This is a genomic window from Secundilactobacillus paracollinoides (assembly GCF_001702155.1).
Lineage (GTDB): Bacteria > Bacillota > Bacilli > Lactobacillales > Lactobacillaceae > Secundilactobacillus > Secundilactobacillus paracollinoides.
This window is the reverse complement of the sequence record NZ_CP014912.1, coordinates 1,997,593-2,014,270: the sequence shown is the minus strand read 5'-3', so window position 1 is coordinate 2,014,270 and position 16,678 is coordinate 1,997,593. Positions and strand designations below refer to the sequence as shown.

At 46.0% G+C, this 16,678-nt stretch carries 13 protein-coding genes; 2 read left to right on the top strand and 11 right to left on the bottom strand.

What is annotated here, in order from left to right; translation table 11 throughout:
- Positions 1-11 precede the first annotated feature (11 nt).
- A complete protein-coding gene (locus tag AYR61_RS08545; protein WP_056987430.1) occupies positions 12-671 on the top strand; it encodes a histidine phosphatase family protein in 660 nt (219 codons plus the stop codon).
- A 699-nt stretch (positions 672-1,370) separates the two neighbouring features.
- Here the strand turns inward: AYR61_RS08545 and AYR61_RS08540 are convergent.
- The 6 genes from AYR61_RS08540 to AYR61_RS08515 form a co-directional block, all read right to left on the bottom strand.
- Positions 1,371-2,330, bottom strand: a complete 960-nt coding sequence (locus AYR61_RS08540; RefSeq protein WP_065902621.1) for an ABC transporter ATP-binding protein — start codon at positions 2,328-2,330, stop codon at positions 1,371-1,373.
- On the bottom strand, positions 2,330-3,427 hold the full coding sequence (locus tag AYR61_RS08535; protein ID WP_056987440.1) for an ABC transporter ATP-binding protein: 1,098 nt from the start codon (positions 3,425-3,427) through the stop codon (positions 2,330-2,332). The genes AYR61_RS08540 and AYR61_RS08535 overlap by 1 nt, the downstream gene beginning before the upstream one ends.
- Positions 3,428-3,440: 13 nt before the next feature.
- On the bottom strand, positions 3,441-4,460 hold the full coding sequence (locus tag AYR61_RS08530) for an ABC transporter permease (protein ID WP_054708694.1): 1,020 nt from the start codon (positions 4,458-4,460) through the stop codon (positions 3,441-3,443).
- Between the two features lie 15 nt (positions 4,461-4,475).
- A complete protein-coding gene (gene opp3b, locus AYR61_RS08525) occupies positions 4,476-5,405 on the bottom strand; it encodes an oligopeptide ABC transporter permease (protein WP_054708691.1) in 930 nt (309 codons plus the stop codon).
- A gap of 363 nt (positions 5,406-5,768) precedes the next feature.
- Positions 5,769-7,406, bottom strand: a complete 1,638-nt coding sequence (locus AYR61_RS08520; protein WP_065902619.1) for a peptide ABC transporter substrate-binding protein — start codon at positions 7,404-7,406, stop codon at positions 5,769-5,771.
- A 601-nt stretch (positions 7,407-8,007) separates the two neighbouring features.
- Positions 8,008-9,663, bottom strand: a complete 1,656-nt coding sequence (locus tag AYR61_RS08515; RefSeq protein WP_054708685.1) for a peptide ABC transporter substrate-binding protein — start codon at positions 9,661-9,663, stop codon at positions 8,008-8,010.
- Positions 9,664-10,508: 845 nt separating this feature from the next.
- Between AYR61_RS08515 and hflX the strand changes: the two genes are divergently transcribed.
- Entirely contained in the window at positions 10,509-11,792 is a 1,284-nt protein-coding gene (gene hflX, locus AYR61_RS08510) for a GTPase HflX (protein WP_056987431.1), read from the top strand.
- A gap of 61 nt (positions 11,793-11,853) precedes the next feature.
- On the opposite strand, the gene AYR61_RS08505 is transcribed toward hflX, so the two are convergent.
- The 5 genes from AYR61_RS08505 to AYR61_RS08485 all read right to left on the bottom strand — a co-directional run bounded on the left by AYR61_RS08505 (position 11,854) and on the right by AYR61_RS08485 (position 16,676).
- Positions 11,854-12,507 carry an amino acid ABC transporter permease gene (locus tag AYR61_RS08505; protein ID WP_056987432.1) on the bottom strand — a complete coding sequence of 218 codons (654 nt, stop codon included), beginning with the start codon at positions 12,505-12,507 and terminating at the stop codon, positions 11,854-11,856.
- Positions 12,508-12,518: 11 nt separating this feature from the next.
- Complete coding sequence (locus tag AYR61_RS08500) at positions 12,519-13,160, bottom strand: amino acid ABC transporter permease (protein WP_054708681.1); 642 nt, start codon at positions 13,158-13,160, stop codon at positions 12,519-12,521.
- On the bottom strand, positions 13,157-13,993 hold the full coding sequence (locus AYR61_RS08495) for a transporter substrate-binding domain-containing protein (protein ID WP_054708678.1): 837 nt from the start codon (positions 13,991-13,993) through the stop codon (positions 13,157-13,159). Before AYR61_RS08495 ends, AYR61_RS08500 begins: the two co-directional genes overlap by 4 nt.
- A gap of 20 nt (positions 13,994-14,013) precedes the next feature.
- Positions 14,014-14,754 (bottom strand): amino acid ABC transporter ATP-binding protein, encoded by a 741-nt coding sequence (locus AYR61_RS08490; protein WP_065902617.1) that lies wholly within the window; start codon positions 14,752-14,754, stop codon positions 14,014-14,016.
- An 857-nt stretch (positions 14,755-15,611) separates the two neighbouring features.
- Positions 15,612-16,676: a DUF6681 family protein gene (locus tag AYR61_RS08485; RefSeq protein WP_065902615.1), complete on the bottom strand. Its 1,065-nt coding sequence runs from the start codon at positions 16,674-16,676 to the stop codon at positions 15,612-15,614.
- Positions 16,677-16,678: the final 2 nt, after the last annotated feature.

Below are 16,678 nucleotides of genomic sequence, written 5' to 3'. Positions count from 1 at the left end.
GGAGTTTATACATGACAAGTTTTTCAGTCTATTTCGTCCGTCACGGGCAAACGTATTTGAACAAGTACCACCGGATTCAAGGCTGGGTGGACGCCCCGCTGACTGACAAAGGCATTGCGGATGCCAAGCACGCCGGCGACCGGCTTAAGGTGATTCCGTTTGACGCCGCCTACACCAGCGATGCACCGCGCGCCCAAAACACTGCCAAGTACATTCTGGCCGTTAACCCCGGAACAGTTAGCGAAGCCACCATCGATACTGCTTTTCGTGAAGAGAACTTCGGCTATTTTGAAGGCAACGATGACCTGCAAGCCTGGCACATGATCGGCGGGCCAGACGGGTACGACACTTTCAGTAAAATGATTGCTGGCTACTCCATCGAAACGGTTAAGGACATGATTGCCGCCAAGGATCCCTACCATGACGCGGAAGATAACGCGCAGTTCTGGGCTCGCCTAGACGCCGGGTTTAACCGGCTAATTGCCACCCACCACGACGGCGATAAAGTCCTCGTCGCCTCTCACGGTACAACCATCCGCAGCATTGTTTCACGGTACAGTGACACCCTCGATCCTTCAGAAACAACTGAAAACGGCTCTGTCACGAAGCTTACGATCACAGATGGTCATATTCACGTGGATTACTTTAATAACACTAGTGATGCCTTATAAGCGCTATTTAAAAGGTGCCGTTATGGCATCTTTTTTATGACTCTGAGAGTTTATTGTTAAGTAATCCAAATAGCATAAGAATGTCGCTTCGTTCCGCCGGTCGGCCCTGCAGGCTGAGGTGGGGTCGCTACGGAGCTATTGAATTTCTTGGCAGAAATTCAAGGATCTCCTACGTCTCCCGTATTAGTAACCGACCAAAGTACGGTCGCCAACTAATACCGACACCACAGCCTGCAATGCCGACCGGCTCCACTTCGCTACAAAACTTGTCAAAGTTAACATTGAAGGTAAGACTTCATAAGTGGTGTCACGAAGACGGTTAATCAATCGTTACTGTCAATAGCAAATTGTGAGAAGCATTACTGTCAGTAGTTTTACCCGCAGTCGAGGGCGGATTCTCTGCAAACTAGTTTTAACGCCATTATGATGCTTAACCAGTGGTAAAAATATAGTTCAACGTCAGTGGAATGGAGCAATTTGGCACGGAGCTGTGGTGTCGACATCAGTTAGCGACCGTTCTTGGGTCGGTTACTGATGTGCGAGACGACTGAGATCCACTCGAGAGCCACGCAGTGGAAATCGAGTTAGCTCAGTCGCGAGCCATCACACGGAGTGCCAAATTGCGGAATGCAACGCAAGCTATCCACAAACGACAAAAAAGGCAGCCACAAATGTGACTGCCTTTTTTTATCGGACGATTTAAAGAACCGTAAGTCCCTGCTCTTGGGCACGTTTCTGATACATTGGAATTTCGTCTTCACTGGCTTGAACCCAGTGATGATCGGCAATTTCGACCAGTTTACGTACCTTGTCGCCCTTCTCGTACTTTGGATCATACCCGATTTGCGTCCGGGTCCGCTCATACTCTGGGTCAGGAATCGGCACAGCAGAGAGCAAGCTGCGGGTGTAGTCGTGCAACGGATGGTTGTAGACTTCATCCGACGTCCCAACTTCCAACATCCGCCCGTAATGCAACACACCGATTCGGTCACTGATGTACTTGACCATCGACAGATCATGGGCAATGAAAAGGTACGTTAAATGACGTTCCTTTTGCAGTTGCTTCAACAGGTTAACAACTTGGGCTTGAATGGACACATCCAACGCTGAGATCGGTTCATCAGCAATGATGAACTTTGGTTCCACAGCAAGGGCGCGGGCAATCCCGATTCGTTGCCGCTGCCCACCTGAGAATTCATGAGGGTAACGGGAACCGTGGTCGCGATTGAGGCCGACCGTTTCGAGTAATTCAGCTACCCGTTTGTCACGGTCTTCCTTCGTTTTTGCCAGGTGATTAATGTCGATGCCTTCCGCAATGATGTCGCGAACTTTCATCCGGGGATTCAAAGAGGCATAGGGATCTTGAAAGATCATCTGCATGTCACGGCGGAACTGCTTCATTTTCGCCTTGTCCTTCATGCCAATGACTTCGTCGCCATTGAACTTGATGGAGCCGCTTGTTGGTGTGTACAAGTGGATAATGGCACGACCGGCCGTGGTCTTCCCAGAACCGGATTCGCCCACTAACCCAAAGGTCTCACCCTCGTAAATATCAAAGGAGATGTCGTCAACGGCTTTAACTTCGTCTTTTTTGCCAACGTTGAAGTACTGCTTCAAATGGCTAACTTCCAATACTTTTTTGGCATTGTGGTCTTCCATTATTGCTTCTCCTCCTCTTCTTCTACTGGGTGCGATAACTTCTCAGCAGCTAAGTTTTTTTGCATTTCAGCAAACTGTTTTTGCCGTGCCACGATCTGAACAGGCGGCGTGACTTTCGGGGCGTCCGGATGCAGCAGCCAAGTTGCGGCGTAGTGAGTATCGGAGACCTTGAAAAACGGCGGTTCCTGTTCGGTATCGATCTTTAAGGCGTACGCGTTCCGTGGGGCAAACGCATCGCCAGCAGGCGGATCCAGTAAATCAGGCGGCGTTCCTGGAATCGAAGGCAGCTCGTCGTCGTTGGTTTCCAACGTCGGCATTGAGCTTAACAGCCCCCAAGTATAAGGGTGCTTTGGGTTGTAGAAGATTTCGTCAACCGTCCCGTATTCCACGATCTTACCCGCATACATAACAGCAACCCGGTCAGCCATCCCTGCCACGACACCAAGGTCATGGGTGATAAAGATGATCGACGTTGAGATTTTGTCCTGCAACTCACGCATAAGATCCAGAATCTGTGCCTGAATCGTCACGTCCAACGCAGTAGTTGGTTCGTCAGCAATCAGGATCTCCGGATAGTTGATCAGCGCAATGGCAATCACGATCCGTTGCCGCATCCCACCTGAGAATTGGTGCGGGTAGTCGTTGATTCGATTTTCAGCATCCGTAATACCGACAAGCTTCATCATTTCAAGGGCTTGGGCCATGGCCTTGTCCTTTTTCATGCCCTTATGCACCATCAGCGGTTCAGCAATTTGCCGACCGATACGCATCGTGGGATCCAACGACGTCATGGGATCTTGGAAAATCTGAGCGATCTTTGCACCACGCAGGTCTTGAAGCTGTTTTTCAGACATCTTCAGCACGTCTTGGTCGTGGAACATGACCGTCCCGCCTTCAACCTCGGCGTTGTTCGCCAGCAGGCCCATAATGGACCGCGTCGTGACCGTTTTCCCAGAACCGGATTCCCCAACAATGGCGAGTGTCTCACCCTTTTTCAGGTTGAAGCTCACGTCACGGATGGCTTTGACCGTCCCAGCGTAGGTCTTGAAATTGATTTTGAGGTTTTCGACCTCGAGAATGTTTTCGTTACTTTCCATCATTTTCGCTCACCTACTCTTTCGTTTGTGGATCAAAGGCATCCCGCAAACCATCGGCAAACACGTTAAACGCAATCATGATGACCGACAAAACGATTGCTGGATACCACATCTGATACGGCAGGAACTGGAAGTTCTTTTGCCCATCATTCAGCAGTGTCCCAAGTGATGCTTGTGGTGAACTGATCCCGATCCCAATGTAGGACAGGAATGCTTCGAAGAAGATCGCACTTGGAATCGTAAACATCGTTTGAATAATGATGATACTTGAAAGGTTTGGCAACAGATGCTTAAACGCGATTTTAACGGAACTCTCGCCAAGCGTCCGTGCTGCTAAAACATACTCTTGTTCTTTCAATTCCAAGGTTTGCGCTCGAATCAGCCGGGCCATGGTGGTCCAACTTGAAAACGCAATGGCGATGGTGATCGACATCATCCCTGGTTTCAAAACCAAGATCAACAGCACAACAACAACCAGTTGTGGAATTGACATAATAATTTCAATCAACCGTTGCATAAAGTTATCGATCCGGCCGCCTTGCCAACCTGAAAACAGGCCAAAGGTCACCCCGAACAACAGGTCAACTGCCGTTGCAATCACGGCAACGGTCAGTGAGATCCGGGTCCCGTAGAGGATTCGCGATAACAGGTCACGGCCAAGGTAGTCGGTCCCTAAGAGGTAGAAATGAGAACCGGCGTGGGCTTGGGCGTACGCATTGACCCGGCTGCCCGCCTGGTTCAACGTCCCGTTCAACCCGTTAATATCAACGCCGGGCCACTTTGGTGGTAAGTTTGCAAACTGCGGGTTAACCGCATTTGGATTGTGTGGTGAAATGAATGCGGAGCCAAACGCCGCGAGGAAGAATAAGATCAAGATGATCATTGCAATGACCGCACTCTTGTTTTTCCTCAACCGCCGCCAAGCATCCTGTAAGAACGTCAGGTTAGGCGCTGCGATTTTTTCACTATCCAGGTGAGCCGATTTATCAAGGGGCTCAAAACTATCTGCTGGAAGTTTTACTTGATCAGCCATTTATTTTCCTCCCAATTAGTTACTGTTCCCAGTGAGTCGAATCCGTGGATCAATGATGCCGTAAACGATATCGGTCAACAGCAGGACGACCATCAGCATGACACTATAAACGATGGTCACCGCCATGATGGTTGGATAATCGTTGGTCAGGATCGACTTCACAAATTGTTCCCCGATACCAGGAACGGAGAAGATGTTTTCAATCACCATCGACCCAGTCATAATGTTGACGGCTAACGGTCCAATAATCGTAACAACGGGAATTAAACTGTTCCGGAGCGCATGGTGGTAAATCACACCCCACTTGCTCATTCCTTTGGCCGTCGCTAACTCAATATAATCTGAATTTAAGACGTCCACCATTTCAGTCCGAATAAATCGGGCCGTATCGGCGAACGGCGAGGCCGCCAGTGCCAGAGTCGGTAGAACGGTATACGAGAACCCGCCCCAGTCGGCAATTGGGAACCAGCCCAACTTCAAACCGACGTAATATTGCAGGAGAACGGCCAGAACGAAACTTGGAATGGAGATCCCAAGAATTGAGATGATCGTGGTTCCAGAATCGATCCAGGTGTTCTTGTTGATGGCACCCAAAGCGCCAAAAACGATTCCGGGCAAAACACCGATGACCATCGCTTGGAACCCAAGCAACAGTGAAGGTCCGATCCGGCTAGAGATCAGGTAGGAAACAGGTTGGTCACTAAATTGGAAGGAAGTCCCGAAGTTCCCGTGGAAGATCCCAGCAACGTAGATCAAGTATTGCTGCCATACAGGCTTAGTCAACCCGTACTGTTTCAAAATCAAATGTTGTTGCGCAGGAGACAGTTTTTGTTGGTTAGTCAACGGTGTCCCGGGTAACAGCTTCATCATGAAGAATGTGACGGTGATGACGATAAATAATGTCAGTAGCAGATAAAATATCCGCTTTGCTAAATACTTCGCCATGAATATACCTCTCATTTCTAATTTGCAGACTAGTTCTATTTTAGCATGACTGTAAAATGACGATTTATATATGTAAAAGTAAGGACTGGATACCCAATCCTCACTCTCACGAAACCTATCAGAACACACCCAGTGTGGTTAGACGGTGGAGCAACCATTTATTTAAGAGTGTTTGACAAGCCAGGTAGAGGGCGGAGTGTAAGGTGCTTTCGGCATAAAATCCCGGTCCTGGATTTTGTGCCGGAAGTGCCTTACACAGCAGCCCTCTGGCTTGTCAAACACGTTTCGGCTATGAAGCCTAGAAAGCCCTCACAACCCCACGTATCGATTAATTCTTCACGTGATTACTAAATCCCAACACGCCTATTTACTATTTGAGATATAAGCGTGGCTAAAGTCCCATTGTGCACCAGTTGGGAAGTACTGGATACCATGAACCTTAGACTTCAATAGCTGTGCCTGACTTTGTTGATACAACGGCACGATACCTTGTTGTTCCATCAAAGTCTTTTCGGCACCAACCAAGTCGTTCCAACGGGCGTCTGCGTTATTGGCATCCTTACCCTCGGCATTCTTGATATCGGTATCGTAGGTCGCGTTCTTCCACTGACCATTGTTATAGCTGTTGTTTGAAGTAAACAGCGAACTGAACGAAATAGCGTCTGGGAAGTCAGCAATCCAGCCACTGACAACAATATCAAATTGTCCTTTTTGAGACCGGCTTAACCGTACGTTAAATGGCACGTTTTCGGTTGTGACCTTCAACCCAGGCAATTTTGTCAACTGACTCTGAATGAACTCAGTTGTCTTTTTACCAGCTGGCGTATCATCCGAGAGCAGTGTCAGACTTTCACTTGACTTACCAGCTTGTTTCAAAGCCTTCTTCCAGTCCGATTTAGCTTGTGCCAAATTGTACTCAGTACCAGATTTAACATATGCGGCATCAGCAAAATCAGTTGACCCCTTCTTTACTAATCCAGTTGGAATCAAACCTTTAGCATTCTTCGACCCATCGGCTAGCACATCACTCACAAATTGTTTCTTATTGATTGCTAATGAAATGGCTTTACGGGCGTTTACATTGTTCTTAAAGAACCCTTTGCGCTGGTTGAGTTCAAGATAGAACGTTGACGCACTGTTTCTAAGGTGCATATCCTTAGAGTTCTTCAGCTGTTTATACTGTGTCCCGTCAGTGATCAGTTCGTCAACCTTGCCACTTTGATACTGGCTCAACCAAGTCCCTTGATCTTTGATAACTTGGAACTTAACGGCTTTAAGCTTTGTGGCCTTTGCATCCCAATAATTCTTGTTCTTAACGAGTTCCCATGAATTGTTTGTCCCAGTCCAGCCAGCAAGCTTAAACGGCCCATCATAGATGGCATGCTTTGAATTCGATGCGTACTTTGAACCGTACTTATCAACAATCTTTTGACTTTGTGGGAAAAACGCTGGTGCGCCGACAATGTACTTAAAATAGCTTTGTGGACGAGACAAGCTCACAACGACCTTGTACTTGCCATCAGCTTTAATGCCAAGTTTTGAAGGTGACATCTTACCTTTATTGACCGCCGCATAGTTCTTCACATGATCATACAGGTAAGCATATTGTGACGCGGTCGAAGGCTTTACAGTCCGTTGCCAACCATAAACAAAATCTTGAGCTGTAACGGGATCACCGTTACTCCACTTGGCATGGCGGAGGTTAAACGTCCATGTCTTCCCATCCTTTGAGATCGAATAGGATTTAGCAATCCCAGGCCGCACCTTGGAATTTTGCCCAATTCTAAGCAATCCTTCATCGACGTTGTTTAGCGCGCCACCACTGACAATATCCGTGGATTTTGATGGATCCATTGTTGGAATATTAGACGTTTCAACCCAATTCAACGTCTGATCATCAGCCAGGTTCTTACTACTGCTACTTTTAGACCCACACGCGGCCAGTAAAAGCAGTGACGCAGCAGAAACGGCACCCAACTTAACAGCAGAGCTAAGTTTCATAAGCAATACAACCCCTTTTTACCGCATAAACATACTGACTTATGAATATGTAGTTAGAATGGTTTTATTGTATATTAGAAAACAATTAAAATCAATGTTGGTTTATCATTTCCAACTGCTTATGACCACTAAGTCCCCGTGTTAATCGCCCTAATTCAGTGAATATTTTTTCGTTATGGGGATAACTTCTCACAGAAAGGTTGTCCTTTTTATAGTAGTTTCTCACATAACGTCCCAAGTGTGCCACGAATAACGGCGGAGAAAAAACCAGTCTTATCAAATTTAGTCTGCGCAACAATCGTCTATCAGACACTAACCTGCAAATCGTCGACAGGGTTATCCGACTTGCAGATCAATTGCTTACAACGTATAAATCTTACATCTTAGAATTTGCTGTGTTTTGCGCGCTTAAACACGTTCTAAGGTGTTTCATTACCGTGACCCCACTAAGCATAAAATAATGGTCAAAGCGCAATTTTATCGCATTTTAACTCATTTCTGATACGTCTACTTTAAACCGAAAAGTGAGTATTCTAAACAAGTAGAATACTCACTCCAATAAGTCAGAAACCTTGGCAGATCTTCGACGTATTATGGTAGGTTATTTAGAAACATACATATTCTTAAAGTTGAATGGCGTCCCAGCAGTGTTGTAAATAACACCCTTAACCTTAGCATTCAGCAACTGTGGCATCGTGCTCTGGAACAATGGGATAACACCTTGATCCTTCATCAAGATCTGTTCAGCCTTCACCATATCATTCCAACGTGCTTCTGGCTTGTTGGCATCTTCATTACCGGCTCTCTCAATCAACTTATCATATTCAGTGTTCTTCCACTGACCGTTGTTGTATGAATTGTCGGAAGTCATGATGTCTAAGTCAGTTGATGGATCAGAGTAGTCAGCACCCCAAAGTGTCAGTACCATCTGGAACTGGTGATCAGCAGATTTAGCTAAACGTTGCTTATACGGAATGGCATTCAGTGAAACCTTGATACCAGGCAATTCCTTTTGTAATTGCGATTGAACATATTCGCCGGTTTGCTTTTCTTGTTGGGTATCATCAGTCATCAAGGTGAATGAAACGGACTTCTTGCCAATTTCCTTTAGTCCTTGTTTCCAAAGTTGCTTAGCTTTAGCGGTATTGTAACTCACACCAGTTCCATTGCTGTCCGCATCCTTAGTAAAGTCAGCACCGGTCTTAGGATTCTTGGCAAGTCCCTTAGTCACAAAACCTTTTGCTGCAAATGAGCCATCCGAAAGGACATCCTTCGTCAAAGCGTTCCGGTTAAGTGCCAGTGAAATGGCTTGACGAATCTTTTGGTTCTTAAATGCAGGCACTTTCTTATGGTTCATTTCAAGGTAAGCCGAACGGGACATTGGTAACACGTGCATGTCCTTATTGTTCAACATGTTCTTCACTTGGTTACCACTCAAAACAGCTTCATCAAGCTTGCCGCTCTGGAAGAGGTTCAGTGCTGTCCCAGGATCCTTTGTCACTTGATCGTTTAAGGTCTTCAAATGAACGTTCTTTGCATCCCAGTAACTGTTGTTCTTAACGAGTTTCCAACTATCGTTAGTCCCAGTCCAGCCTTCGATCTTGAATGGTCCGTTTGACAAAACAGCACTAGCCTTGGTCCCATATGCCTTACCCTCTTTTTTAACAAAGGCTTGGTCTTGCGGGAAGAATGGCACATACCCAAGTAATAATTTGAAGTATGGGATGTTCTTTTCCAAAGTCACGGTTAACTTATACTTGCCATCAGCCTTGATACCTAAGCTGCTGACAGGCGCCTTGCCCTTCATGATCTTATCAGCGTTCTTCACGCCATCAAAGATATATGAGTATTGTGCAGCGGTCTTCGGGTTAACCGTCCGTTGCCAGCTATAGACAAAGTTTTGTGCAGTCACGGGATCACCGTTACTCCACTTAGCATTTTTACGTAATGTAAATGTCCAGGTCTTTTGGTCTTTGCTGATTTTGGTCTTAGTGGCCATCCCTGCTTCGACTTTGTTATTAGTCCCTAAACGATACAGCCCTTCATTCGTGTTGTTCAACATATTCATGCTAATCTCATCAGTTGCTAATGAGATATCCATGGTTGGTAACTGCGAACTTTCCATCCAGTTCACGGTCTGATCGGCTGCATAGTTACCGGTCCCCTTTGAACTAGACTGCTTGTTACTACCGCACGCCGCAAGGGTTAATGCCACTGCAGCGACAGCTGTTAACTCAGCAAGTCGTCTTAACTTCATCTCTAAATTTCTCCTGTAAACACACCAAATATAATTGCAAAATTTCGACCACCCAATAGCCGAAATGAATAACGCATTAATACTACATTAACGAATAATTAAAAGCAATCATGAATTTTTACATTATTTTGGTGTGACTCAACTTAACCCCTTGGTACGTCTATTATGAGCGTATCTTTAGAAAATTAAAAAATATTTATGTAACAAAAGTAAGTAGTGATTTTTGCTTTAAACAAGCATTAGGTTTCTATTTAGATGTATCTGCTGTAAGTGACTGAAAATAGTGGGTTTGTGACCTATGTTAAAGATGTTAGATTGCTAGCTTTTTTACGGTTGATATTCTTAGAATTCTATGTGGAGATTAAATTTAGCATATGTGAATAGTCATGCACCAATAATGAATGATGATGTTGCATATTTCGGGTATATTGTGGATTAGGATTGGCTATCGGGTGTTAGTGCTTTGTTATCTGCCTATCTCACAAAAGATTAGTCGTTATAGGCAATCGTCTCTGCGGTTGCTAAAACCCCGCTGGATAGTTGCCGTTATCTTCTATTGCCGAAACGTGCTCCCGAAAGCAAGGGGCGGCCATGTAAGTAACTCTGGCAAAAATGCCAAGTTCAGGCATTTCTGCCAGAGTTACTTACATTCTGCCCCTTAACCGCTTTCCTCCGCACTCTGTGTCGAAACGTGCTCCCGAAAGCAAAGAGCTGCACGTAAGGGCACTCTGTCCAAAAGTCAGACCCGGCCTTTTCGACAGAGTGCCCTTACGCTCCGCTCTTTAACCGCTTTCCTCCGTACTCTGTGTTATACTCAACACATAGGAAATGAGGATGATAAAACTATGGATAACAGCGAATTAACCCCGGTCATCAACATTGGGTTGAATACCGGTCGCGCCAATTTTAACTATGGCATGGATGAATTGGCTGCCTTAAGTGCCGCTAACAACATGAACGTGGTCGAGCGCATCGACCAGAGTTTGCCTAAGCCCATTGCTGCTACCTACTTTGGGACTGGGAAAGTCGAAGAAGTCCGCGATGTTGTCGTCGAAACCGGCGCACAGATTGTTGTCGCAAATGATGAACTGACCCCTAGTCAGATCCGGAACCTTGAGAAAGTCATCAAGGTCCCCGTCATGGACCGAACCGGACTAATTCTCGCCATCTTTGCGAACCGCGCACAAAGTCGTGAAGCTAAACTCCAAGTCCAATTAGCTAAATTACAATATCAAATGCCCCGACTGCACACTGCAGCTAACCAAAGTTTGGACCAACAGACTGGGACAAGTGCTGGTGGCGGGTTTACCAACCGTGGGGCTGGTGAAGCTCAGATCGAATTAAGCCGTCGGACAGTGCAACGTCAGATCAACCACGTGCGGCATGAACTCAAGGAAGTTAACCGCTCAGCTGAGGTCAAACGGCAACAGCGTGAAAAGGGCCACCTACCAAACGTGGCTTTGATCGGTTATACGAACGCGGGTAAGTCCACCATCATGAACGAACTCATCAAGCGGTTTGGCATGAATGACGATAAACAAGTAATGGTGAAGAACATGCTGTTTGCCACTTTGGACACCAGTGTGCGTCAACTGCAGTTTGAGGATTCAAAGAAGCTCCTGCTGAGTGACACAGTTGGATTCGTTTCGCAATTACCAACGACTCTGGTTGAAGCCTTCAAATCAACGCTTTACGAAGCCGCTAATGCAGATCTTTTGGTTCAAATCGTCGACTACTCTAGCGATGACCGTGCTGATATGATGAGTACAACTGAAAAAACACTGCGAGAGATTGGCGTTCCTGACTTGCCAATGTTAACGGTGTTTAACAAGGCTGATCTCACCGATAGTGAGTATCCAACCCAAGCTGGTGATCAATTAGTCATTTCAGCAAAGGATGATGCTTCCATTGACCTACTAGTGGATGCCATCAAGAAAAAGGTGTTTAAGAACTTTGTTACCGCAACGTTTATGGTGCCGTTCGACAAAGGTGACGTTGTCTCCTATCTAAACGAGCATGCTTCAGTGTTAGAAACAGACTACAAAGCTGAAGGTACGCAGATCAAAGCCGAAGTAACCGATATTGATTTTCAACGGTTCCAAGCCTACTACGTTTCAACGGAAGCCTAATCGCAACAAAAAAGGCCCTGACATATCAATTGTCAGAGCCTTTTTTGTTGCAAAAATTCAATTAACTCATTCGTCGTTCCAAACTTCGTGAAACCAGCGACAGCGCATAGCACACCACGAAGTACATAATAGCCAACATCAAGAACATCGGCAGAATGTAGCTGGTGTTTTCGCCATAAACGATCTGTGCGTTATGCATCAGATCAGGCAACACAATGATTGTGGCCAATGACGTATCCTTGATCAGCGAGATAAATTGGCTGACTAAGGCTGGAATCATTTTCTTCATCGCCTGTGGCAGAATAATGTGATACATGGTTTGACTATAGCTCAATCCATTAGCACGGGCACCTTCCATTTGACCGGATGGCACCGCCACAATTCCTGACCGCACGATTTCAGCAATCATCGATGATTCAAACACGATCATCGCAACGATGGTTGCCCACACACTACTTGGCCGGAGCCCTAAATTAGGTAAACCGAAGTAGGTGAAGAAGATAATCAGCAGTAACGGTAAATTTCTAATGACATCAATGATAAAGCCAACGATTGGCGAGAGAATTTTAATATTCACATAGCGAATAATACCGAGAATCGTCCCAATCACATAACTACCAGCAATCGAGGCAAGTGACACGACCACGGTAATCCAAAGGCCTTGTAAAAGATAACGCATGTTGATCCACGAATAAGCATCAATAAAGTCTTTCATGATCGCACCTCCTATGCTGCTAATTTCTTTTCAAGATGCCGCATCCAGTAGCTTAGCGGCATGGTGATGATCAGGTACAACACCCCGACACACATGTACGTACTCATGGTACTGAGTGAGTCAGAAGCAATCACGTTCCCTTGGTACATCAGATCAAAGCCGGCAACGAAGGCCAGCACTGATGAGTTTTTGACCAAGTTAATAAACTGGTTGCCCAGTGGTGGAATAACGTAGCGAAACGCCTGGGGCAACACGATGTACCGCATTGATTGCCAGAAACTCAGGCCGTTTGCCCGGGCACCTTCCATTTGACCCGGATCCACTGAGTTGATCCCAGCACGCACCGTTTCAGCAATAAACGCTGAGGTGTAAATCGTCAGGCCAATGGTCCCGGCAGCAAACCCACTAATTTTCACGACAAACATGGGAATCACCACGAAGAAGAACATCGTGATAACCAAAAGTGGAATGTTCCGGAAAACTTCGATATAAATTCGGGCAATGACCCGCAAAAATTTAATTGGAGTGGTTTCAAAAATTGCAAACATTGAGCCAATGATCAGACTAAAGAATAGCGCAATCACACTACAGAGGAGTGTTTGACCAAAGCCTTGCAAGAGTTGACCACCATAGTTAGAGAATATTGAGATCAATGTCGTTCCATCTCCTTATAGTTAAACCCTTTGACGTTTCCGAACCACTTCTTCAAGATCCGGTTATACTCACCAGATTTTTCAATTTGGCGCAGTGCCTTGTTCACATCAGCCTTAAATTCAGGTTGGCCCTTATTGATGGCAACCCCGTATGGTTCCTTGGTAAAGGCGCCACCAACGACGTGATAGCCAGGATTTTCAACTGCCATCCCAAACAGGATCCCGTTGTCAGTCGTCAACGCTTCACCCTGACCAGACTTCAACGCCGTCATTGCTTGCGCATAATCAGATAATTGCAACACCCGCGCTTTGGGAGCTGCCTTCGCCACGTTTTGCACGGAGTTTGACCCAACGACGCCGAGAACGGTTGCCCCGTTTTTATTCAGGTCCTTAATGTTATGAATCGGACTGCTGTCCTTCACTAATAGGGATTGCCCAGCATCAAAGTAGGACTTCGAAAAATCAACCTGCTTTTCCCGTTCTGGCGTAATGGTCATCGTGGCAATAATGGCATCGATGTTCCCGTTTTTCAGTAGCGGCATCCGCGTCTGACTCGTAACCTGAACGAAGTTAGCCTTCCCTTTTGGTCCCAAGATCTGTTTCGTAATGGCTTTGGCAATATCCACGTCAAACCCTTTGATCGTATCATCCTTAACGTCCATTAACCCAAACAACTTGGTATCGGCCTTGACCCCCCAAGTAATTGTGTTAGTCTGCTTGGCTCTGGTCACCACATTCTGTGCGGATAACGCTTTTGAGCCACAGGCTGACAACATCACTAACACGACTAAACTGGAGAGGACGATTCCGACTAATCGAAATACTTTCTTCATGTGCTCGTCTCCTTTGTTGACTAGCGTGTAATGATCTTACTCAAGAATTGACGGGCCCGTTCATTAGTTGGTTGACCGTCAAAGAAGCTTTCCTTACTATCGTCTTCAAGAATCTGACCGTCAGCCATGAAAATAACCCGGTTGGCCACTTCACGAGCGAAGCCCATTTCGTGGGTCACAACCAACATGGTCATGGCAGAATCACGGGCAATATCCTTCATAACGTTCAGCACATCATCGATCATTTCTGGATCCAACGCGCTGGTTGGTTCATCAAACAGCAGTGCCTTTGGCTTCATCGCTAATGACCGGGCGATGGCGATCCGTTGTTGCTGACCCCCTGAGAGTTGGGCTGGTAACTTAGGTGCTTGGTCGGCTAACCCGACGCGGTCAAGTAACTCCATCGCAAACTTTTTGTTTTCTTCCTCAGGTCGTTTCAACACGAGGCGTGGTGACAACATAATGTTTTCGAGAATCGTTTTGTTCGCATAGAGGTTAAAGTGTTGGAACACCATCCCAACGTTCTTACGAATCCGGTTCATATCCGTCTTGCGGTCCGCCAAGTCTTGGCCGTTCACGATCAGTTTCCCCTCTTGAATGCGCTCCAACCCATTGATCGTCCGAATCAGGGTTGACTTACCAGAACCGGATGGGCCGATCAGCACAACCGTTTCACCGCTATCAATTGTCAGGTTGATATCGTGTAACGCATGAAAGTCGCCGTAGTACTTCTCGACGTCTTGGAATTCAATCATTGACATATCTTTTCCCTCCACCTTGAAAAATAACAGAACGGCAAGTCAGCAACCCGCCGTTCTGTGAGTTTCTTTAATCACAAATGTTTAGAATCATCGTCAAAACTGCTGTTTGAGATTTCATACACTTTTAATTTTAACTCAATAATAATTCTAAACCATTATTCCGAATTGGTCAAAATAATTCTATCTGTAAAGTCCTGTATATTGCGTTTTGTTCGCTGAATACCGGTGTCATAACCGCTCTATACCGCGAGAAAGAACAGCCAAAAACCGAAAATTTATTCATTTAAAATTTTTGTCATTCATTTTAATTAGAATACCATTAAAACGTTAATCAACTTCTTCGGCCAGTATTAGCTAAACGTGGGGTTGTAAGGTTTTAGAAAACCAACACTGTAATTGATTGAAAATGATGCGGGTGTCACAGTTTGATGGCATCTTTAAAATGAATTTTGGTCGGCGTTGGTTGGAAGGTGGCGCTCGTTTTTCTAAAACACGGCTCGACTGGAAGTATGCCTGCTTGTTTACAGTCAAAAAAGACGCTCAATCAAGATCCTGGGTGGATTTTGATTGGGTGTCTCTCTTTTTAAGTTATATTTGTTTGGCTTTTTGAATCTTGGCAGAAACGTGTTCAGCAAGCACGAGGCTATCGTGTAACCGACTCTGACAAAAAAACAGGTGCTAACGTCCTGGGTTCATGCTGCATTGTGCCTTTGGCAACGTGCGTTTCCCTTATCTAGTGGAAACGCGTTCAGCAAGGCACGGGGCTAACGTGTAACGGAGACTGACCAAAAAGTCAGACCCGGACTTTTCAGTCAGTCTCCGTTACACACCGCCCCTAGACCGCCTTGCTTCACGCTCTAATGCCTAAACCGCGACATCCTCGTAGGTTCATCATTCGTTTGGTTACTATCGTCTCGCTCATCACTAGACCCATACTGGGTTGACCGATCCGACTGACTTGCCGTTGCGCGACTATTGCGTTCTCTCGAGTAAAGCTGTGACGCGCCATTGTCACTTTGATAGGCACGCGCGGTTGAAGATAGCGGTTGTTGCGACGTTGGTTGCGTATCCGTTTTTTCCTCGCCCTGTTTTTCATAGGCCAACTGCACCCGGATAGCGTATGGTGCCTGTTTTTCCATCGGCATATTACGGCCCATTTCCATGTAGGGACCGCCGACCAGGATCACATTCGCCAAATACAATTTCACCCGATCTTGAATATCATTGATTGACTGCAACCCAACCGTGGTCACTGTCCCAACCTCGACTTTTTGTGACTGGTTAACGCCTGCTAGAACTACCAGGTCGTTTCCCTGGTGACTTAGTTCAAAGTAAGGAATGTTGACGCCTAATCCGATCGCATAAATTGGCTTATGCTGTTTTTCGATCTGCATCGCAATTTCACGTTGACCCAAGCCAGAATAATCAGGCTGCATCAAGCTCAACTGCTGCAGATGTGCTGCTAATTCATCAATGTTCCGTTGTTGCGTCAGTGTCACTTTGACCTTACCAGGCAACACTTTTTTGGCGTCGAAGTAGCCGTTTGCCGGGATGCTGTTGAGTAACCCATTCCCCATTTGTTGTTGCGCGTTGGCGGCTTCTTGTTGATTGGCTTCAGCAGCCGGATCGCTCCCAAATGGTTTTCCCATTAATTTTTCGATCTTTGGTGAAATGTCGAACGGCGGTTTTTTCGTCGTAAAATAATAAAACACATTCATCACTGTAAAGTAGGCTAAAATCAGGCCTACGAGCAGAATGCCAAATCCTCGGAGCCAGTAACCATTATGAATCCAACGTGTTGCCACGTAGATCAGATAAATAGTCCCAAACGCCCCGATGATGGTGTAGATCCGGTTCTTCAACTTCGTATTAATGTTGAAGTAACCCAGATAATGATTAATCATGTCAAGTAAGCTAAACAAGG